The organism is Yoonia sp. R2-816, from assembly GCF_046762905.1.
In the GTDB taxonomy this organism is placed as follows: domain Bacteria; phylum Pseudomonadota; class Alphaproteobacteria; order Rhodobacterales; family Rhodobacteraceae; genus Yoonia.
Map to the genome: position 1 here is coordinate 244,004 of NZ_JBKQXN010000182.1, position 20,091 is coordinate 264,094.

Annotated in this window: 24 protein-coding genes; 15 read left to right on the plus strand and 9 right to left on the minus strand. The window is 57.3% G+C overall.

What is annotated here, in order from left to right; all coding sequences use genetic code 11:
• Positions 1-6: 6 nt before the first annotated feature.
• Both ACFWW2_RS09220 and sucC read right to left on the minus strand, forming a co-directional pair.
• Positions 7-453, minus strand: coding sequence for a hypothetical protein (locus tag ACFWW2_RS09220; protein WP_393927683.1), 447 nt, complete (start codon positions 451-453; stop codon positions 7-9).
• Positions 453-1,646, minus strand: a complete 1,194-nt coding sequence (gene sucC / locus ACFWW2_RS09225) for an ADP-forming succinate--CoA ligase subunit beta (RefSeq protein WP_393927685.1) — start codon at positions 1,644-1,646, stop codon at positions 453-455. Before sucC ends, ACFWW2_RS09220 begins: the two co-directional genes overlap by 1 nt.
• A 205-nt stretch (positions 1,647-1,851) precedes the next feature.
• Between sucC and ACFWW2_RS09230 the strand changes: the two genes are divergently transcribed.
• Positions 1,852-2,877, plus strand: a complete 1,026-nt coding sequence (locus tag ACFWW2_RS09230) for a glycosyltransferase family 2 protein (RefSeq protein ID WP_393927686.1) — start codon at positions 1,852-1,854, stop codon at positions 2,875-2,877.
• Between the two features lie 21 nt (positions 2,878-2,898).
• Here the strand turns inward: ACFWW2_RS09230 and ACFWW2_RS09235 are convergent, their stop codons facing one another.
• Complete coding sequence (locus tag ACFWW2_RS09235) at positions 2,899-4,125, minus strand: hypothetical protein (RefSeq protein WP_393927687.1); 1,227 nt, start codon at positions 4,123-4,125, stop codon at positions 2,899-2,901.
• Between the two features lie 144 nt (positions 4,126-4,269).
• On the minus strand, positions 4,270-5,232 hold the full coding sequence (gene mdh, locus ACFWW2_RS09240) for a malate dehydrogenase (protein ID WP_393927688.1): 963 nt from the start codon (positions 5,230-5,232) through the stop codon (positions 4,270-4,272).
• A gap of 100 nt (positions 5,233-5,332) precedes the next feature.
• Between mdh and ACFWW2_RS09245 the strand changes: the two genes are divergently transcribed.
• Entirely contained in the window at positions 5,333-6,094 is a 762-nt protein-coding gene (locus ACFWW2_RS09245; protein WP_393927689.1) for a sulfite exporter TauE/SafE family protein, read from the plus strand.
• Here the strand turns inward: ACFWW2_RS09245 and ACFWW2_RS09250 are convergent.
• Positions 6,082-6,396 (minus strand): hypothetical protein, encoded by a 315-nt coding sequence (locus ACFWW2_RS09250; protein WP_393927690.1) that lies wholly within the window; start codon positions 6,394-6,396, stop codon positions 6,082-6,084. The two genes, ACFWW2_RS09245 and ACFWW2_RS09250, sit on opposite strands and share 13 nt — an antisense overlap.
• A gap of 202 nt (positions 6,397-6,598) precedes the next feature.
• Between ACFWW2_RS09250 and ACFWW2_RS09255 the strand changes: the two genes are divergently transcribed.
• The 13 genes from ACFWW2_RS09255 (at position 6,599) to ACFWW2_RS09315 (ending at position 15,788) form a co-directional block, all read left to right on the plus strand.
• On the plus strand, positions 6,599-7,441 hold the full coding sequence (locus ACFWW2_RS09255) for an HpcH/HpaI aldolase/citrate lyase family protein (protein ID WP_393927768.1): 843 nt from the start codon (positions 6,599-6,601) through the stop codon (positions 7,439-7,441).
• Positions 7,438-7,992 carry an NnrU family protein gene (locus ACFWW2_RS09260; RefSeq protein ID WP_393927692.1) on the plus strand — a complete coding sequence of 185 codons (555 nt, stop codon included), beginning with the start codon at positions 7,438-7,440 and terminating at the stop codon, positions 7,990-7,992. The genes ACFWW2_RS09255 and ACFWW2_RS09260 overlap by 4 nt, the downstream gene beginning before the upstream one ends.
• 1 nt (position 7,993) lies before the next feature.
• Entirely contained in the window at positions 7,994-8,200 is a 207-nt protein-coding gene (locus tag ACFWW2_RS09265) for a DUF1737 domain-containing protein (protein ID WP_393927694.1), read from the plus strand.
• Entirely contained in the window at positions 8,197-9,222 is a 1,026-nt protein-coding gene (locus ACFWW2_RS09270) for a MaoC family dehydratase (RefSeq protein WP_393927696.1), read from the plus strand. Before ACFWW2_RS09265 ends, ACFWW2_RS09270 begins: the two co-directional genes overlap by 4 nt.
• A 43-nt stretch (positions 9,223-9,265) precedes the next feature.
• Complete coding sequence (locus tag ACFWW2_RS09275) at positions 9,266-9,931, plus strand: DUF1194 domain-containing protein (protein ID WP_393927697.1); 666 nt, start codon at positions 9,266-9,268, stop codon at positions 9,929-9,931.
• 95 nt (positions 9,932-10,026) lie between these two features.
• Positions 10,027-10,449, plus strand: coding sequence for a hypothetical protein (locus tag ACFWW2_RS09280; protein WP_393927699.1), 423 nt, complete (start codon positions 10,027-10,029; stop codon positions 10,447-10,449).
• A gap of 84 nt (positions 10,450-10,533) precedes the next feature.
• Positions 10,534-11,586, plus strand: a complete 1,053-nt coding sequence (locus tag ACFWW2_RS09285; RefSeq protein WP_393927701.1) for a M48 family metallopeptidase — start codon at positions 10,534-10,536, stop codon at positions 11,584-11,586.
• 169 nt (positions 11,587-11,755) lie between these two features.
• Positions 11,756-12,139, plus strand: a complete 384-nt coding sequence (sdhC, locus tag ACFWW2_RS09290) for a succinate dehydrogenase, cytochrome b556 subunit (protein ID WP_393927702.1) — start codon at positions 11,756-11,758, stop codon at positions 12,137-12,139.
• Positions 12,140-12,150: 11 nt separating this feature from the next.
• Positions 12,151-12,522: a succinate dehydrogenase, hydrophobic membrane anchor protein gene (sdhD, locus tag ACFWW2_RS09295; RefSeq protein ID WP_393927703.1), complete on the plus strand. Its 372-nt coding sequence runs from the start codon at positions 12,151-12,153 to the stop codon at positions 12,520-12,522.
• A 19-nt stretch (positions 12,523-12,541) separates the two neighbouring features.
• Positions 12,542-14,347 (plus strand): succinate dehydrogenase flavoprotein subunit, encoded by a 1,806-nt coding sequence (gene sdhA / locus ACFWW2_RS09300; protein WP_393927704.1) that lies wholly within the window; start codon positions 12,542-12,544, stop codon positions 14,345-14,347.
• Positions 14,347-14,679, plus strand: coding sequence for a succinate dehydrogenase (locus tag ACFWW2_RS09305; protein ID WP_393927706.1), 333 nt, complete (start codon positions 14,347-14,349; stop codon positions 14,677-14,679). Before sdhA ends, ACFWW2_RS09305 begins: the two co-directional genes overlap by 1 nt.
• A complete protein-coding gene (locus ACFWW2_RS09310) occupies positions 14,679-14,966 on the plus strand; it encodes a hypothetical protein (RefSeq protein ID WP_393927708.1) in 288 nt (95 codons plus the stop codon). The genes ACFWW2_RS09305 and ACFWW2_RS09310 overlap by 1 nt, the downstream gene beginning before the upstream one ends.
• A 42-nt stretch (positions 14,967-15,008) precedes the next feature.
• Positions 15,009-15,788, plus strand: coding sequence for a succinate dehydrogenase iron-sulfur subunit (locus ACFWW2_RS09315; protein ID WP_393927709.1), 780 nt, complete (start codon positions 15,009-15,011; stop codon positions 15,786-15,788).
• Positions 15,789-15,844: 56 nt separating this feature from the next.
• Here ACFWW2_RS09315 and ACFWW2_RS09320 read toward each other — a convergent pair whose 3' ends face one another.
• The 4 genes from ACFWW2_RS09320 to ACFWW2_RS09335 form a co-directional block, all read right to left on the minus strand.
• The gene (locus tag ACFWW2_RS09320) at positions 15,845-16,828 is read right to left on the minus strand and encodes an aldo/keto reductase (protein WP_393927711.1); all 984 of its coding nucleotides are present in this window, start codon (positions 16,826-16,828) and stop codon (positions 15,845-15,847) included.
• The gene (gene deoD, locus ACFWW2_RS09325; RefSeq protein ID WP_393927712.1) at positions 16,825-17,529 is read right to left on the minus strand and encodes a purine-nucleoside phosphorylase; all 705 of its coding nucleotides are present in this window, start codon (positions 17,527-17,529) and stop codon (positions 16,825-16,827) included. The genes ACFWW2_RS09320 and deoD overlap by 4 nt, the downstream gene beginning before the upstream one ends.
• Before the next feature lie 109 nt (positions 17,530-17,638).
• Positions 17,639-17,980, minus strand: a complete 342-nt coding sequence (locus ACFWW2_RS09330) for an H-NS family nucleoid-associated regulatory protein (RefSeq protein WP_393927713.1) — start codon at positions 17,978-17,980, stop codon at positions 17,639-17,641.
• A gap of 108 nt (positions 17,981-18,088) precedes the next feature.
• Positions 18,089-20,056, minus strand: coding sequence for a methylmalonyl-CoA mutase family protein (locus ACFWW2_RS09335; RefSeq protein WP_393927714.1), 1,968 nt, complete (start codon positions 20,054-20,056; stop codon positions 18,089-18,091).
• Between the last annotated feature and the right edge of the window lie 35 nt (positions 20,057-20,091).

A 20,091-nucleotide genomic window follows, 5' to 3' on the forward strand; every position in this document is an offset into this window, starting at 1 on the left:
TTCCTTTTATTCCATGAGTACTGTGAAGATTTGGCCGCCCATTTTGACATGCATGAATACATATGTTTCACCGTCAATTGCGATCTGAGCTACGCCACGCTGATGTGTAAATCCTAGGCTGCGAAAGAAATCATCCCTCGCGCTGTAGTCTGCACCTACACGCCCTCTAACAATTATGCATTCAATGGCACGCGTTGGGTGAGTGTTGATCTGAAATGTAAGATTTGCTCTTTCGTCGATTCCGGTTCCTGTGCCCACAAAGGTAAAGCCTGCTGCTTCTGCTGCAGCTCTTGCTGCGTCTGGATCGCTCAGGTTGGCTCTACAGATGTTGCCGAACCTTTCTATTGCAAGCGCATTGACTGCCCTTGTTGCTTCCTCCGACGACGGATCGTCTTCAGCATGCGCGGACGCACTGACAAGCAGGGCAAATGCTAAAGCAGCGTAAAGCTTCATCAGCCCTTGACCGCCTTCACAATCTTCTGCGCCCCATCCTTCAGATCATCCGCAGCGATCACATCCACATCGGAATTGTTGATGATGTCCTTGCCCTGCTGCACGTTTGTGCCTTCCAGACGCACGACCAGCGGTACTTGCAGGCCCACCTCTTTCACCGCGGCGACCACGCCTTCGGCGATCACGTCGCAGCGCATGATGCCGCCGAAGATGTTGACCAGGATGCCTTTGACGTTGGGGTCGGAGGTGATGATCTTGAATGCCTCGGTCACTTTTTCCTTGGTGGCCCCGCCGCCCACGTCGAGGAAGTTGGCCGGTTCGGCGCCATATAGCTTGATGATGTCCATCGTCGCCATGGCCAGGCCCGCGCCGTTGACCATGCAGCCGATTTCGCCGTCAAGCGCGATGTAGTTGAGGTCAAACTTGGATGCGGCAAGTTCCTTGGGGTCTTCCTCGGTCTCGTCGCGCAGGGCGGCCACATCGGCGTGGCGGTAGACGGCGTTACCGTCGAATGCGACCTTGGCGTCGAGCACTTTCAGGTCGCCCTTGTCGGTGACGATCAGCGGGTTGATCTCCAGCATCTCCATGTCTTTTTCGACAAAGGCTGTGTAAAGCTGGCCCATCAGTTTGACGCATTGCTTGACCTGATTGCCGATGAGGCCCAGTGTAAAGGCGACGCGCCGTCCGTGGAACGGTTGGTAGCCGGTTGCGGGATCAACGGTGAAATTCAGGATTTTTTCAGGGGTGCTTGCCGCGACTTCCTCGATATCCATGCCGCCTTCGGTCGAACAGACGAAGCCGATGCGGCTCGTTTGGCGATCGACGAGCAGGGCGAGGTACATCTCGGTTTCAATCCCCGATCCGTCCTCGATATAGATGCGGTTGACCTGTTTGCCTGCTGGCCCGGTCTGGTGCGTCACAAGCGTGCGGCCGAGCATTTTCTTGGCTTCTTGTGCGGCCTCTTCCACCGATTTGGCGAGGCGCACGCCGCCTGCTTCGCCCGCGTCCGCCTCTTTGAACTTGCCTTTGCCGCGTCCGCCCGCGTGGATCTGTGCCTTGACCACCCAAAGCGGGCCGTCGAGTTCGCCAGCGGCGGTCTTGGCTTCTTCAGCGCGCATGACAGGGCGGCCATCGGAAACGGGAGCGCCGTAGCTGCGCAAAAGGGCTTTGGCCTGATATTCGTGGATGTTCATGAGGACTGGTCCAATATGGCTGCGGTTTCATCTGCTTAGAGCACAAGGAATTAAGGGATTCTAACCCAAATATCCGTGAAGTCGGGATATTCGAACATTTGTGATCACACTTTTTCATCGTGTGATCACAAATATCGACTGTGAGCGTATTGCTGCCGATTTTGGAAGGTTTGAAGAGATTCGCAAAGCTGATAGGCAAGGGCAGATGAGTGTAACAGACCCAACATGGTCCGTGGTCGCGACCGTGGACGAGCCGCCAGCGCTGTTGCAGGCGTTTGTGGCCTGGCATTTGTCGTTGGGCGCGTCGGAAGTCTTTGTATACTTTGACCGGCCTGATGATCCGGCGATATCGCTGTTTGCCGGGCAGCCGCAAGTGGTTGTGGCGCGATGCGATGAGGCCCATTGGTTGCGGTTGGATCGCCGCCGCCCTTTCAAGCAAGAGGTGCGGCAGGCCCGCAATGCCACGCTGGCTTATCGACAGACACGCAGCGATTGGCTGCTGCATATCGACGCTGATGAGTTTTTGTGGCCGTCTCAATCGGTCGCCGACTGTCTTGCGGGGGCTGCAGATACGGCAGATTGCCTGACGGTACCGGTGGCCGAACGCATGTTTGTTGCCGGATCAGAGAGCGAAAGCATCTTTTCCGGTGTGTTCCGCCGCCCGTTCAGTTCTGACATGAATGATGGCAGTGCGGTTTTTGGGATCAGGAACGGCCCGACACTGCGCGGTCTGACCGGCCACACGATTGGTAAGGCGTTCAGCCGGTGTGGGCGGGGCCTCGATATCTCCATCCACCGTCCGCGCCCAGAACAGGGTTCAGAGGCGGAGCTGATTTCGGCCCGTGCGCAAGGGCTGGAGTTGCTTCATTTCGAGGGGCTGACCCCGCTGCACTGGATCTACAAGCTGGTCAGGATGGCAAAGGTGATCGCCTTTCATAACGGTCTGGTTGCGCCACCGCATCGGCAGCAGCAGATGGAAAGCGTTCTGGCGGACCCAAAAGGCGCGACTGAGTTGCATGATCTGCTGAAGGTCGCGGATATGGCTTTGCTGGATGCTTTGGACAATCACGGGTTGGTGTTGCGCGCAGGGTTCGACCCTGCGGACGCGATGCGAACCTGCTTTGCCGGTGCATTGCCTGATCTGTCGGCCGATGCCTTGGACGCATGGCTATGGGCCGAACGAGGTGAGCTGTTGCACCGGCGTGGATTCTCGTGGCTTCGAAGCAGCTGAAAGGGCGCCAGTTTCGGCGCTCTAATTCAGAGTGAAGGCGAATAGCGCAAAGTTGCCACCTGTCACACGGTCAAATTGTGTCATGGCATCGCCGGTCGCCAGCGGTCCACGCTCCATGTAGGGGGCCAGATCAGAGCCTGCGATCACGCCAATCACATCTAGGGCAGATGGGTTTTCCAGCCATTTGTTGAGGTTGATCCCAACCTGGTCGCCGGTCCGCCAGTGGGGGATCAAAAGCTCACCTTCGAGCACCATCGACGCTTCGGTCAGAACGGCCTGCCAGGCGCTGTCGATATTGTCGGGGAAAAGCAGGCCGAGCGCGCTGTCCTGCGTAGCGTTGGGGATGAACTCCATATCATTGTCGGTTTCGGCGCGCACTCGGTCCCAAAACGCCAGATTGTGGCTGATCACCGCACGGAAATCATCAAGGGCCGCCCGAGTGTGGGTCGGATCGGGTTCCCGTTCCAGCACGCCAAGCACGATTGTGATGAGGTCTGCCAGTTCTTCGTCCTGCGGCGACATGAACATCATCGGCGCGGGGCCGTTACGCAATTCTGCGATGGTGGCGGCATTTGTCTGAACCTTGGCGATGACATCGGTGGGATCGAATGCAATCACCATTTCGGCCGTGCCTGAGAAGACGTGGGTATAGGCCTGGAGCCACGCGGCGTCCGAGGTATCAAAGGTCACCGTTGGCGCACCACCGGCGGCCGCAAAGGCATCGAGCGTGTCCTGCACTTGCCACCGGCTGACGAAAAGCGGGACCATGACAGGCAGCAGATCCTCGTTTTCGTCGCGGATACCGTTGGCGTTGATGTCGAACCAGATCTGGTTGAGGTCCAGTGTGACCGCAACGTCGTCAGTGTCGGTGATGGGCGAGAGTGCCTGCTGCGCCTGATCCATGCTTGTCCCGATCTGTTGGAACAGGTTGGTGATCACGTCTGGTGTGAACGGATCGGGGTTAGGGTTGAAGTTCAGTTCGGTGCTGAGCCCCGGAATACCCATATCAAGGTCGTTCAGGCCGACACGGTAGCGTTCTTGAAACGTCGCCTCGATCCCCTGCAGGAACAGCGCGCCGCCAAGCGCGAACCGGTCGGACGGTGTCGGGTTTTCGATGTCAGACAGTGTGGCGACTGTACCGGTGATGCCAAGCTCACCGAATTGAGCGCTGTAATCCTGGGCAGTGGCGGTTTGGGCTGCTAGGGCAAGGCCTGATGCAATGATCAGTGAGGGAATGGGTTTTGGCATATCTGGCTCCATATGAACATATTATTGAACATAGTTCACGAATTAGCAAATAGGAAGAGGGTTACATGATTTTTTGCGGAGAGCGGCAAGAAAAAGGGCGCCCCACAGGTGAGCGCCCTCTCAAAATAGTGGATTGATCGAGGTTTAGCCCAGGCTGCTGTCGATCCCTTTGCAGGCCTCGACCAGACCTTTGACCGCGTCGACAGATTTGTCGAACATGGCCTGTTCGTCCTTGTTCATCTTGATTTCGACCACGCGTTCGATGCCGCCTGCGCCGATGATCGTCGGCACGCCGACATAGAAACCATCAAGCCCATAGGCCCCCTCGACATGGGCAGCGCAGGGCAGAAGCCGCTTTTGGTCTTTCAGATATGCTTCGGCCATTTCGATGGCCGATGTGGCGGGCGCGTAGAAGGCGGAACCGGTTTTCAGCAGGCCCACGATTTCGGCACCGCCGTCACGGGTCCGCTGCACGATGGCATCCAGTTTTTCCTGTGTGGTCCAGCCCATTTGCACCAGATCGGGCAGGGGAATACCGGCGACGGTGGAATACCGTGTCAGAGGCACCATCGTGTCGCCGTGGCCGCCCAGAACAAAGGCGGTGACGTCGCGCATTGACACTTCAAATTCTTCGGCAAGGAAGTGACGGAAGCGGGCACTATCCAGCACGCCGGCCATGCCACAAACCTTTTCATGGGGCAGGCCCGAGAATTCGCGCAGTGCCCAGACCATCGCGTCGAGAGGGTTGGTGATACAGATGACAAAGGCATTGGGGGCGTGGGCGGCGATGCCTTCGCCGACCGATTTCATGACCTTGAGGTTGATACCCAGAAGGTCGTCGCGCGACATGCCCGGTTTGCGAGGCACACCGGCGGTGACGATGCAGACATCGGCGCCAGCGATATCCGCATAGTCATTGGTGCCTTTGAAGCTGCCGTCAAACTTGGCCGCCGGGCCAGATTCGGCGATATCGAGTGCCTTGCCCTGTGGGATGCCTTCGGCGATGTCAAAAAGAATGACGTCGCCGAGCTCTTTGACAGCAGCTAGGTGCGCAAGCGTGCCGCCGATCTGTCCGGCACCGATAAGGGCAATTTTGGGTCTGGCCATGGGATCAAATCCTGTCCTGGTTGGTTTGGCCGTGTGCCTAGTCTTTTGGGGCCGCAGGTGCAAGTCTAGGAGCGAAAGGTGTGATCAAAAGGGACGCCCGGTGGAAGGGACAGTATTCTGGTTGGCGGCCCTCGTGGCAGCGGTCTTTGTCGGGTTGGGTAAAGGTGGGGTGCCGGTGATCACGGCGCTCGCGGTCCCGGTGCTGGCGTTGGTCATTTCGCCCGTTGCAGCGGCAGGGCTGCTGTTGCCGGTTTTTATCGTTTCGGATGTTTTCGGGTTGATTGCCTATCGCAAGTTGTTCGATTGGCCGGTCCTGCGGATCATGATGGTGGCCATGCCGCCAGGTGTTCTGATCGGCTACTTGACCGTCAATATCGTCTCGGAAGGATTGATCACCCTGCTGCTGGGTCTGATTGGCGCGGTCTTTGCCCTAAGTTTGATGTTACGTCGCCCAGCAGATGGCCCCCCGCGCAAACCGCGCTGGCGACCGGGGCTGTTCTGGGGGACGATTACGGGGTTTACCAGTTTTGTCAGCCATTCGGGGGCCGTGCCTTATCAGGTGTTCACCTTACCGCTGCGCATGCCCAAGATTGCGTTTGTCGGTACGGTGACGGTCGCCTTTGCCTATATCAACGTCATCAAACTGATCCCTTACTACCTGTTGGGGCAGTTGAGTGTCGCGAACCTGAAAACGGCGGGGATCCTGATGATCCCCGCCGCCGTGGCCGTGTTGGCCGGTGTGCGATTGGTGCGTATCGTGCCGGAGAAACTGTTTTTCAGGCTCGTGATCTGGGCACTATTGCTGTTGTCCCTGAAATTGATCTGGGACGGGCTCCAGCAGATGTGGCTTCAGGTGCCCTGATCGGTATTTGGCAGCGCCTCTGCCACTTGCTGGAACGATTGGCCTGCAGCGACAAGGCAGCTGGGGCCGCCGGGCCGCGTGACCACAATGGTCCAACTGCCTGTCTCGGTGGAGGCAAAAACCTCAACCACAGAATTGTCGCTGCCAAGACCGATGGATTGGCGGCTTTCGCCATAGTTTGCAGCGAGCCGTTCAACAACGGCGGCATGTGGCGCGCAATTGCGCGACTGGGCATTGGCATGGTTGGCGGCCAGCATCATGGCGCCGATCCCGAAGGACATCAGAAATAGATTACGCTTCATTTGGTTCACCTTTCCGCGAGAGACGATGACCGCGGCTGATCGTCCGTCGCAGTCGGCAAGTGGAACAAATTTGCGACTAACTTGCCGCAAATTGGTTAATACACCGTGACGGTGGGGTGTTTGCTGCGTTGCGGCATTTTCTGGTTGAATGATATGGCAAATTCGGACCATGTTTGCGCAACAATATTACGAGGAAGATTCGATGTATGACCGCCCATTTCGCTCGGCCCTGTACATTCCCGGCTCAAAGGATCGTGCGCTGGACAAGGCGCGCGGGCTGCCGGTCGATGTGATCCTATTTGACCTTGAAGATGCGGTTGCCCCCGATGCCAAGGTCGCGGCCCGCGATACGCTGAACAGCGCTTTGGCCGATGGTGGATACGGATCGCGGCTGCGGATTGTGCGGATCAACGGGCTGGACACCGAATGGGGTGCCGCTGATGCCGCAGCCGTTGCTGCAATGGATTGTGACGGTGTCTTGCTGCCTAAAGTCAACAGTCCGGCTGATGTCGATGCCTTGGCTGCCCTTGTTCCCGATCTGCCGATCTGGGCCATGATGGAAACTCCGCAAGGGGTGCTGAATGCGCCGAGCATTGCTGCCCATCCCCGGATGGCGGGGTTCGTGCTTGGTACCAATGACCTGGCCAAAGACCTGAATTCACGCGGGCGCGCAGCGTTGATGACTTCGCTGCAGATTTGCCTGTTGGCTGCCAAGGCGGCAGGCATCGTCGCGTTGGATGGCGTCTATAACGCCTTCAAGGATGAAGATGGGCTGCGCACCGAATGTGCCGAAGGCCGCGACATGGGTTTTGACGGAAAAACACTGATACATCCTGCTCAAGTGGCGATTGCCAATGCCGCCTTTGGCCCGACCGAGGATGAGATTGATCTGGCGAAACGCCAGATAGCCGCGTTCGAGGCGGCAGAGGCTGAAGGGCAGGGTGTCGCCGTGGTAGATGGCCGCATCGTCGAGAACTTGCATATTGTCACCGCGCGGGCGACCTTGGCGAAAGCCGAAGCAATCGCCGCATTGGAGAGTGCATGAACCTGTTGATCGCTGGTGTTGCCCTGTGGTGGGCGGCGCATTTGTTCAAACGTATTGCACCGGGTCCACGAGCACGTCTGGGGGAACCGGGCAAGGGGCTGGTCGCGCTGCTGTTGGTCGGCAGCATTATCCTGATGGTGATCGGCTATCGCTCGGCCGAGGGGGCTTTCTACTGGGGCCGTGACCCGATGTGGGTTGGCATCAACAATATCCTGATGGTGATTGCGTTCTACTTCTACGCAGCCAGCGGGGCAAAGGGGGCCAAGATCTGGCTCGGCACCAGGGTGCGCCATCCGCAACTGACCGGGTTTTCGATCTGGGCTGTCGCGCACCTGCTGGTGAATGGCGATACGCCGTCCTTTGTGCTGTTCGGCGGCCTGCTGATCTGGGCGATTATCGAGATTTTGCTGATCAATGCGCAGGAGGGGCCGTGGACCCCACCACCCCGCGCGCCCTTCAAGAAAGAGATTGTCGCGATCGTGGTGACCATCGTGGTCGTCGTGGTTGTGATGGGAATTCACTATTGGCTGGGCGTGCCGCCCTGGGGATGACATGACCAAGATTTATCGTTTGCTGACCGAAGATGACACATCTGCCTTCTGCCACAAGGTTTCCGAAGCTTTGTCGCAGGGCTGGGGGTTATATGGTGATCCCACTTATGCTTTTGATCACGCCAATGGTGTGATGCGCTGTGGTCAGGCGGTGACCAAGGATGTGGATGTGCCCTATTCCAAAGACATGAAGCTGGGCCAGCAATGACCAAGACAAATCCGGGCCGGTTCTTCGAGGACTACGCCGTTGGCGATGTGATCACCCATGCGGTGCCGCGGACCATTTCCGGTGGTGAGCGAGCGATGTATCACGCGCTATACCCCGCGCGGGGTGCTTTGTATTCATCGGATGAATTTGCCCGCGCCTGTGGTTTGCCCGCGTCGCCAGTGGATGATCTGATAACTTTTCACACGGTCTTTGGCAAAACGGTGCCCGATGTATCCCTGAACGCAGTGGCCAATCTGGGTTACGCGGATGGGCGTTGGCTCGCGCCGGTTTATCCGGGCGATACCCTGACATCGATTTCCGAGGTCATCGGGGTCAAGCAGAACTCCAACGGAAAGTCGGGCGTGGTCTGGGTGCGGACCACAGGGCGCAATCAGCATGGGCAGGATGTACTAAGCTACGTGCGTTGGGTGATGGTGCGCAAGCGCGGTGACGGGGCGGCGCGCGAGGCGATCATCCCCGACCTGCCGAAGGCCGTTGCCGCCACTGATCTGGTGGTGCCGGCAGGTCTTTCATTTGACAATTACGATTTTGCCCTGGCGGGAGAGCCGCACCGGTTACAGGACTATACCGTTGGTGAAATCATCGATCACGTGGATGGTGTGACCATCGAAGAGGCCGAACACATGCTGGCCACGCGGCTTTGGCAGAACACGGCCAAAGTGCATTTTGATGCAACCAATCGCGAAGACGGGAAGCGGCTGATCTATGGGGGTCATGTCATATCGCTGGCTCGCGCCTTGTCATTCAACGGATTGGCCAACGCGCAGATGATTGTCGCGTTGAACGGCGGTGCGCATGCCAACCCCTGTTTCGCCGGTGATACCGTGCGGGCATGGTCCGAAGTGTTGGAGGTAGCACAAACAGACGCACCCGGCGTTGGTGCGATCCGTTTGCGTCTGGTTGCGACAAAAGGGGAAGCGGGTCACTTGCGCGATGAGAATGGCAAATACCTGCCCGAGGTCCTCCTCGACCTCGATTATTGGGCGCTGATGCCTGTTTAGAAGGATTGTGGCCGGCGCGGGCATTGGTGTGTAGGCTAATCCCATGCGCGCCGTCCTCATTGCCAGCCTGACCAGTTTTGCAGCACCTTTGGATGCCTGCGAGGTGGCGCTGATGCTGGCCGTCGACGTGTCAGGGTCTGTCGATAATGAAGAGTACCGGGTGCAGGCGGATGGCTTGGCTGCGGCACTTCTGGATAGCACGGTCATGGCCGCGCTGATCGAAGGCAAGGTCGAGCTGGCCATGATGCAATGGACAGGCTCGGGCCGACAAGCGGTTGTCATCAACTGGACGACGATGAAAGGCGAAGAAGAGGTGCTGGCCTTTGCCGATCAAGTTGCCCTGCAGCGACGTCTTTGGCGGGACTACTCAACCGCGGTGGGTGAGGCCATGGCACTGTCGCTCGACTATTTTGGCGCGGTGCCGGAATGCAAACGGCATGTCATTGATATTTCGGGAGACGGCGAAAGCAACGAAGGGCGATTGCCCCGGTCGGTCTGGGTGGACTTGGCGAAATCGAATGTAACGGTAAATGCGCTGGTCATTGAAGAAAGCGAGCCGGGTTTGACAGCTTATTTCGAGAACGAAGTCATCACGGGACCCGGGGCGTTTGCTGTGACCGCAATGACCTTTGACGACTATCCGGAGCAGATTATTCGAAAACTATACCGGGAGCTGACGCAGGCGGTTGCTAGCCTTGACTTGCCCTAGGTGTTTGTTCCCACGGTTCGATGGCTTCGTTATTACTCCTTGGCGACCTGATCGAAGGTCTTGATTGATCCGAATTATTGCGCCTTGATACGATTATGAAAATTTTCAGCCTGCTTCTTTTGTCATTCCTGCCCTTGTCGGCGTTGGCACAATCCTGCGACCCCTCAACAGATGCGGACATCCCGGTATTCGAAGAGGCAAAGACAGCATTTCTCAGAACTGATTATCGGGCGTTTGCGAATTTAGTTGATGACTACATCCCGACGATGGATGCGCAGTTCAAAGGCTTGTTTGGACCGCTTGATGCGTTCGAGCCGCAGGGATATGACCGGTGTCGCACCATCCTGCAACGGCGCGAGGAACCCGCGTTTTATCAGGAAATCGTGCTTTACTTTCCGAAAGGCAGCGCCGTGCCACTTGCATTGCACCTTACCGCGGCCGAGGTTGATGGCGAGATCCGGATGCTGGAATTCACTTACAACACCTCCATTAGTACCGTTCTGGACAAACTGCGCTAGTCCTGGACGATGTTGGAACGTGTTCGCGAAAGGGTGCATCGTAGTCAATCTGAAAGAGTGTTTCTGGAAGCGCAACGCGCGCTGATGCAGCAACCCCGGATAACGCTCGGATTAGTCGGGTGCTATGTCGTTGCTGGGCTTTTGTTTCTGATACCAGCGGCGATTTTCGGGTTGGCGATCTGGCTGTTGTTTTGGCAGTCGCAGAATATGTTCGCCATTTTGGGTGGCCTTGTGCTGCTGTGGATTACCTATGTGTTGATACCGCGCCCAAGCAAACACGGCGCACTGACATTCGGGCGCGATGAAATGCCTGAACTGATGCGTCTTGTGGATGCGGTTGCCGATGCGCTGGATGCACCAGTGCCGGACGGGCTGTCGTTTGACTATCAAATTAACGCATCGGCACGGACCGTTGGGCTGGTTCGCCGTCGGCATTTTCTGCAGATCGGTGTGCCGCTCTGGCGGTTGTACGAACCACAGCAGCAGGTGGCTTTGATCGCGCATGAATTGGCGCATTTCGTGAATGGCGACCCGGCACGCGGCGGTTTTGTTGGCGGCGCGCTCCATGCAGTGGAGCGTTGGGATTTCCTGTTGCGGCCTGATGCGGATGATCCTTTGGGGCGGGATTTGGTTGGCATGGTGGCCGAACTTTTGCAGTGGCTGTTGATCCTGCCCGTTCTTGGTCTTGGACGTCTACTGGTATTGCTGCAGTTCAACCGATCGCAGCGTGCCGAATATCTGGCTGATGGTCTGGCAGCACAGGTTGCGGGACGCGGTGCACTTGTCTCGGGCCTGCGGCTGTTGGCGCTGACACCCATCGCGGACCGGGCGATTTTCCAGCTCTATCCCTTTGACCGCGACCAGAACGCCCGCGTCTTCGATGTGATGATTGGGGCCGTGCAGAACGCTACAAAGGAGGAGCGCGCCACACTGGAAGCTGAGGCGGCCAAGGAAAAGGCGCGGGTGGATGCCAGTCATCCGCCCACCAGTTATCGCATGGCCTTTCTGGAGCTGATGGAACCGTCCGCCCCAAAGGTGAAAGCAATTGATTTCGACTTTGACCTTATCGCGTTCGAGATGCAGGCAGAGGCTGACCGTCAGGGAAAGCGTTTGATGCAGCTGCATGAGGTGCAATGATTTGTGATCACGAAAAAAATTACTGTGATCACAAACTGAAGAAACATGATCCAACGCGTCGTTTTTTCACAGTTTATCTACTTTCGTCTGCGTGACTCTGGCAGCGGAATGGTGCAAAACGAACCAAAGGCGCTGCGATCGGCAGCAAAAGCCACCGAAGGGAACACACATGGCAGACGTGAACAGGGGCAATCGCCCTCTCTCACCCCACCTGACAATCTATCGTCCACAATTGACTTCGATGACCTCCATTTTCGTCCGGCTTACGGGCAACGCCCTGATTGTGGCCGCGTTGATGATCGTCTGGTGGTTCATAGCAGCTGCGACTGGCCCTGAAGCCTTTGAGCGGGCCAACGGATTTGTCACAAGCTGGTTTGGCGATCTGGTCATGTTCCTGTCTGTCTGGGCGCTGTGGTATCACATGTTTGGCGGCATCAGGCATCTGATCTGGGACAGCGGCCATATGCTTGAGGTCGATCAATCTGAAACAGCCGGTCTGGTAATGATCATCGCATCGGTTCTGTTCACGATCTTCACCGCAGTCGTATTGTAAGGGGCGCAACAATGGCATTTTTGACTGACCGTAAACGCGCCGAAGGGCTGGGTTCTGCCAAAACCGGAACCGATCATCACTGGCACATGATGGTAACCTCTGTTGCCCTTGTCGGCCTGATCCCATTGTTTATCTTCACGTTTGGAGCTGTGCTGGGATCACCTTACGAAGAGGTTATCGCTTACTATCAGCGTCCATTCCCCGCGATCATCGCTGCGCTGACCATGCTGGTGGGCTTCGTCCACTTTCGCAAAGGTGTGCAAACCCTCATCGAGGACTATGTGCATGGTTTCGCCCGCAAGGCGCTGATCATCGCAATGATCTGCCTGTCCTATTCTGCTGCTGGCATTGCGATTTTCGCAATCGTGCGCATCGCCCTTTGATTTCCCGGAGCATCGAGTAATGGCTGCATACGAATACGAAACGCATACCTATGACGCGATTGTTGTGGGGGCGGGCGGCGCTGGGCTGCGGGCCACGCTGGGTCTGGCAGAGCAGGGGTTGCGCACGGCCTGCATTACCAAGGTTTTCCCGACCCGGTCCCATACCGTTGCCGCGCAGGGCGGCATTGCCGCGTCGCTTGGCAATATGGGGCCCGATAGCTGGCAGTGGCATATGTATGACACCGTGAAAGGGTCCGACTGGCTGGGTGATACCGACGCGATGGAGTATCTGGCCCGCGAGGCTCCAAAGGCTGTCTACGAGTTGGAACATTACGGCGTACCATTTTCCCGCACGGAAGAGGGCAAGATTTATCAGCGTCCGTTTGGCGGCCATACCACTGAATTCGGCGAAGGCCCCCCGGTGCAGCGCACCTGTGCCGCCGCAGACCGGACCGGTCATGCCATCCTGCACACGCTCTATGGTCAGTCGCTGAAACAGCAGGCTGAGTTCTATATCGAATACTTCGCCCTGGATCTGATCATGTCGGATGATGGCATCTGTCAGGGCGTCATTGCGTGGAAGCTTGATGACGGCACAATGCATGTGTTCAACGCCAAGACAGTTGTGTTGGCCACAGGCGGCTATGGCCGGGCCTATTTCTCTGCGACATCCGCCCATACCTGCACCGGCGATGGTGGCGGCATGGTCGCGCGTCAGGGGCTTCCCTTGCAAGATATGGAATTCGTGCAGTTCCATCCCACCGGCATCTATGGCGCGGGGTGTCTGATCACCGAAGGCGCGCGCGGTGAAGGTGGCTACCTGACGAACAGCGAGGGCGAGCGTTTCATGGAACGCTATGCGCCCAACTACAAGGACCTCGCCCCGCGCGACTATGTCAGCCGCTGTATGACGATGGAAATCCGGGAGGGTCGCGGTGTGGGGGCGAATGGTGATCACATTCACCTGAACCTGAACCACCTGCCGAAAGAGGCTTTGGCAGAACGGTTACCAGGCATCTCCGAATCCGCCCGTATCTTTGCAGGCGTCGATGTGACCAAGGAACCGATCCCTGTTCTACCGACGGTGCATTACAACATGGGCGGCATTCCGACGAATTATCATGGCGAGGTTCTCAACCCCACCAAGAAGGACCCCAACCGGGTGGTCCCCGGCCTGATGGCTGTGGGTGAGGCGGGCTGCGCATCGGTCCATGGGGCGAACCGGCTTGGGTCGAACAGCCTGATCGACCTTGTGGTCTTTGGCCGTGCGGCTGCTATCCAGGCGGGCAAGGTGGTCGATCGCGAGGCATCAAACCCGACACTGAAACAGGCGTCCATTGACGCATGTTTTGACCGGTTCGATGGGCTGCGCCATGCAGATGGCACAACCGGCACGGCAGAGCTGCGTCTGGAAATGCAGCGGGCCATGCAGGAAGATGCCGCCGTATTCAGGACCGACAAGACGCTGGGCGAGGGTGTCAAGAAGATGACGGACATTGCAGGCAAGATGGACGATCTGAAGGTGACGGATCGCAGCCTTGTCTGGAACAGCGATCTGATGGAAACGCTGGAACTGACGAACTTGATGCCCAACGCACTGGCTACAATCGTCAGTGCCGAGGCGCGCAAAGAAAGCCGTGGCGCCCACGCGCACGAGGATTATGCCAACCGGGATGATGAAAAATGGCGGGTGCATACCATCGCGAATGTCGATGGCGGCAAGGTCAAGCTCAGCTATCGGCCAGTTATCACCGATCCGCTGACGACAGAGGCGCAGGGGGGGATCAACGCTGATAAGATTGCTCCAAAAGAAAGGACATTCTGATGCGTTTTCCCCTACTGATGGCCGCCGGTCTGACGATACTGGCCGCCTGCACTGAGGTTTCTGGCGAGGCTGATCGCGTAGCGCGCGACACAGCCAAAGGCGTGGTGAATGGAGTGCTGGAAAATCGCTTTCCCGGAACCAACACGGCATTGCTTACCGATTGCATCATCGACAATGCCAGCATCACCGAGGTCTACCAGATCGCCGAGGCCGCGGTTCTGGGGCCGACCCCGCAGACATCCACCCTGATCCTCGATATCGCGCGGCGGCCCGATACGCTTGGCTGTGCTGCCGATAACGCGCTGGGCGCATTTCTGTTGGGAGCCGGATGATGCATCGCTGGTCGTTGGTTGCTTTGGCCATATCGGTTGCGGCCTGTACGCCACCAACACCTGAACAAGCGGCACAGCGCTGCGAAGAACGCGCGCGGGCCGCTCAGGCGCCCGAGGTCGGTGTGACGATCGGGGCAAGCAGCGATGGCGGACCGTTTGCCAGCGGCAATATCAGCCTCAGCGGTGACCTGCTGCGCGGTCGTGACCCATTGGAGGTCTACGAGACTTGTGTCATCCAAATGACCGGGCAGCCGCCGATCAGACCGCCACGGTTGCGGGCACTTTAAGGATTTCGGGGCAAGTCTGCTCCAGACGTAAGGAATACGAAAATGGTACAGCTGACACTTCCCAAGAACTCCCGCATGACGGTTGGCAAGACCTGGCCAAAGCCGGAGGGGGCAACAAATCTGCGCAAGGTGCAGATTTATCGTTGGAACCCCGATGACGGCAAGAACCCGTCGCTGGATACGTATTTCGTGGACATGGATACCTGCGGACCCATGGTTCTGGACGCGCTGATCAAGATCAAGAACGAGATTGATCCAACGCTGACCTTCCGCCGATCCTGTCGTGAAGGCATCTGCGGGTCCTGTGCGATGAATATCGACGGTATCAACACGCTGGCCTGCATCTACGGCATGGACGAGATCAAGGGTGATGTGAAGATTTACCCGCTGCCGCATATGCCAGTGGTCAAGGATCTGATCCCTGATCTGACCCATTTCTATGCGCAGCACGCATCAATCATGCCGTGGCTGGAAACCAAGACGAACCGCCCGGCCAAGGAATGGAAGCAGTCCATTGAAGACCGCAAGAAGCTGGACGGGCTTTATGAATGCGTGATGTGCGCATCCTGTTCGACATCCTGCCCGTCCTATTGGTGGAACGGGGACCGTTATCTTGGACCGGCGGCCTTGCTGCATGCCTATCGCTGGATCATCGACAGCCGCGACGAGGCGACGGGTGAGCGGTTGGATGAGCTGGAAGATCCATTCAAGCTCTACCGTTGCCACACCATCATGAACTGCGCCAAGACCTGCCCAAAGGGTCTGAACCCCGCCAAGGCGATCGCGCATATCAAAAAGATGATGGTCGAGCGGGTCGTCTGACAGACCGTCGCGCGTACAAAAAAACGCCGCCCTCGTGGCGGCGTTTTTATTTGGGCCTAACAGTAGCGTTCCGGTGCCCGCGATTGGCTTTCGCTGTAGCGATCACCCCAGGCCCAACCGACTGGCAGGATTGCGGCGATCTTGGCCATCAGGTCTGGCGTCACGTCAATTGCATCCGCCCCTTGCCAGTCTGAAATGTGATTGGCTGTTCTACTGCCGGGTATCGGAATAATGTGATCGCCCTGCGCCAGTATCCAGGCTAATGCTAGCGCTGCGGGGGCCACCCCATATTCATTCGCCAACAGATGGAATGCTTCCGCTCGTCTTCTGTTATGCGGCCAGTTGTCCGGCTGAAATCTTGGCATCTGCGCCCGAAACTGACCAAAATCCGGGTGGTCAGGGTCGATGATCGTCCGACCGAAGACACCACGCGCCAGCGGAGAGAAGGCGACAAAGGCAACACCCAAACGCCCACATTCCTGCAACATGCCGAGTTCAGGCTGGCGCGTCCAAAGCGAATATTCGTTTTGAATGGCCCGCACAGGCGTGACTGCATGCGCCCGGCGAAGCGTCGTTGGTGACACTTCAGACATCCCCCAACCGCCGATTTTCCCCTTGTCGATCAGACGTCCCATCAGGCCCGCGACATCTTCTACCGGGACGGCCTGTTCGCGGCGATGGATATAGAACAGATCGACGTGATCTGTGCCAAGGCGTTGGAGCGAGCGATCCAACTCGGCCTCAAGATAGGCCGGGTCGTTGTTTACAGGGTGATCCGGGTCCCGTTGAATGCCTGCCTTGGTCGCGATGATGGGCGCTTTTCCGGTGGCGGCGATCCATTTGCCAACAACCTGTTCCGAGATGTACGGGCCATAGATATTCGCCGTATCGAAATGGGTCAGTCCAATGTCCCAAGCCGTGTTGAGTGCTGTAAAACTTTTCGCCTCAGTGGTTGGGCCTGAAAGGCCACCAAAGGACATACAGCCAAGGCCAATGGCTCCAACCTGCGGTCCGGTTGATCCTAACCGGCGCTTTTTCATGCAAAGGCTGCCTGCAGCGCGATTTCAACCATATCACCAAAAGACCGTTCACGATCTTCAGCTGGTAATGCCTCATGTGTGATCAGGTGATCGCTCACCGTCAACACGGCAAGCGCCCGACGACCGTGTCGGGCTGCAAGATTGTAAAGCTCTGCCGCCTCCATTTCGACACCCAAGATTCCATGGCGCATCATCTGCTCATTCAAATCGGGCCGTTCGTCGTAAAAAACATCCGAAGAATAAATGCCACCCACATGGGTTTGCACGCCCTTGTCGGTCGCAGACTTATGTGCGGCAGCCAAGAGGCCATAGTCAGCGCACGGCGCGAAATTCAGTTCCTTGAAAATCCCGCGCGATGGTGTGGACAGGGTGGATGCGGTCATCGCGAGGATCACGTCGCGAATGCCCACATGGTCTTGCATGCCACCGCAGGACCCAATCCGTATCAGGGTTTGGGCGTTATAGTCTGAGATCAGTTCATTGGCGTAGATCGACAGGGAGGGCATGCCCATACCCGACCCCTGGATCGTTACCGGGTGTCCGTTCCACGTGCCGGTGAAACCCAGCATGCCGCGCACTTCGTTGATGCAGCGGGCCTCCTGCAAAAAGGTCTCGGCGGCCCACTTGGCCCGATAGGGATCGCCGGGCATAAGAACAGTGGGGGCGATATCGCCCTTTTTTGCGCCAATGTGGATGGTCATGGTCGGGTCCTCTCGATTTTGACCCTACCTTAGGCCGGGGAAATCAAAAGGTGGAGTAGCCAGGAGGCGCTGCAGCCATATTCATTTGGCTGCAGCAACAAGCAACGATTTAGATTTCCATATCGTCCGGGGACTTTCCGGCTGCGATTGCTGACTTGAACCACTCCGGCTGGCGGCCCTTGCCAGTCCAGGTTTGATTCTTGTCATCGGGGTTCAGGTATTTTGGCTTTGATACCGTTTTCGGGCCGGTCTTGGCCTTGCGGGTCTTGGCTTTTACCGGGGCGTCACTCGTGATCTCCGCCAGGCTGAACCCATGGGCCGCGGCGGCTTTTTCTGCTGCGGCAAGGGCAGCTTTCTTTTCCTTTACACTGATTTTGGCGAGGGCCTTTTCCACGTCTGATTTGAGCTTTTCAAGCTCTTTTCGGGTCATGGATTTCAGATCAGGTTTCATTTCAGTCTCCAGTCTTTAACTGATTGTGGGCTTAGCAGCCGAGATTAGTGACCGCAGCCCAAATCGGTAGACTGTTGTACTAAAGTGCAAAAACTGGAAGATTATTGCCTATTCAGCGGCCACGCGACGCGGATCCACGAGGGTAACGATATCACCCATAATCTTGTTTAACTCAAAATCTTTGGGCGTGTAGACTTTTGCAACACCCATGGCGCGCAATTCCGCGGCGTCTTCATCGGGAATGATTCCGCCGGCAATCACCGGAATATGTCCGATTCCGGCCGCATTCAGTTTGGCAATCACATCGCGCACCAGCGAAGTATGCGACCCCGAAAGAATGGATAGCCCGATCACATGGGCGTCGTCATTCAGCGCGGCCTCCACAATTTCATCCGGCGTTAGCCGAATTCCTTCGTAAGAGATATCCATTCCGCAATCGCGGGCGCGTGTTGCGATTTGTTCGGCCCCGTTTGAATGTCCGTCCAAACCGGGCTTGCCCACGAGAAACTTCAACCGCCGCCCAAGCGCGGTGCTGACAAGATCAACCTGCTCGCGCAGATCATCAAGCCCTTCGGTCCGGTTGGATGGATTGCTGCTGACGCCGGTGGGCGCGCGGTATTGACCAAAGACAGATCGGATCACATCTGCCCATTCCCCCGTTGTGACACCAGCTTTGGCGCAGGCAATAGACGACGGCATGACGTTGCTTCCGTCCTGGGCAGCCTGGCGCAGGTCTGTCAGCGCTTTGACAACGGCCTCACCATCCCGATCCGCTTTCCATTCACGCAGGCGACGCAATTGGTCGGCTTCGGCCTTGGGATCAGATGTCATAATGGCATCCTCACCAGCAGTGAGTGGCGATGGTTCGCCACTTTGCCATTTGTTCACGCCGACCACTGTGGTTTCGCCGTTTTCAATGGCATTAATCCGGGCCGCATTACTTTCGACAAGCCGCGACTTCATATAGGCGATCGCCCCTACCGCGCCTCCCATACCATCAATCTGCACCAATTCTGCGCGCGCACCCTCTTTCAAGGCAGTGACTTTGCGGTCAATAGCCGGGTTGCCATCAAACAGATCGTCAAATTCCAGCAGATCCGTTTCATAGGCCAGAATTTGTTGCATCCGCAGCGACCACTGCTGATCCCATGGCCGGGGCAGCCCGAGTGCCTCATTCCAGGCTGGCAATTGAACGGCGCGGGCCCGGGCATTCTTGGAAAGGGTCACAGCCAGCATTTCCAACAGAATGCGGTAGACGTTGTTTTCTGGCTGTTGCTCAGTCAGGCCCAGTGAATTGACCTGCACCCCATAACGGAAACGCCGGTATTTAGCGTCTTCGACATCGTAGCGTGCCGCACAAATCTCATCCCATAATTCGACAAATGCGCGCATTTTGCACAGCTCGGTCACAAACCGAATACCCGCATTCACGAAAAAAGAAATGCGCCCGACCATCGCCGGGAAATGCTCCTGTGGCACTTTACCTTTCAGATCATCCAGCACAGCCGTTGCCGTTGCCAGCGCGAATGCCAATTCCTCTTCCGGCGTCGCACCGGCCTCCTGCAGGTGATAGGAACAGACATTCATCGGGTTCCATTTGGGTAGATGCTCGCGGGTATAGGCCGCGACATCTGTAATCATCCGCAGTGATGGTTCGGGCGGGCAGATATACGTCCCGCGCGACAGGTATTCCTTTATGATGTCATTCTGAACGGTGCCTTGCAGGGCGCTGATATCGGCGCCCTGTTCTTCGGCCACTGCGATATAAAGCGACAGAAGCCAAGGAGCAGTGGCATTGATCGTCATCGACGTATTCATCTGATCCAGAGGGATGTCCTTGAACAGGGTGCGCATATCGCCCAGATGGCTGATGGGGACGCCAACCTTGCCAACCTCGCCTTTTGCCAGCACATGATCGCTGTCATAGCCCGTTTGGGTCGGCAGATCGAACGCGACGGAAAGCCCGGTTTGCCCCTTGGCGAGGTTGCCGCGATAAAGCGCATTCGACGCGGCAGCGGTTGAATGCCCGGCATAGGTCCGAAACAGCCAAGGGCGGTCTTTCTGCGTCTGCGACATATCGGGGTCTCCTGAATCACGCGGCGCAACTAAAT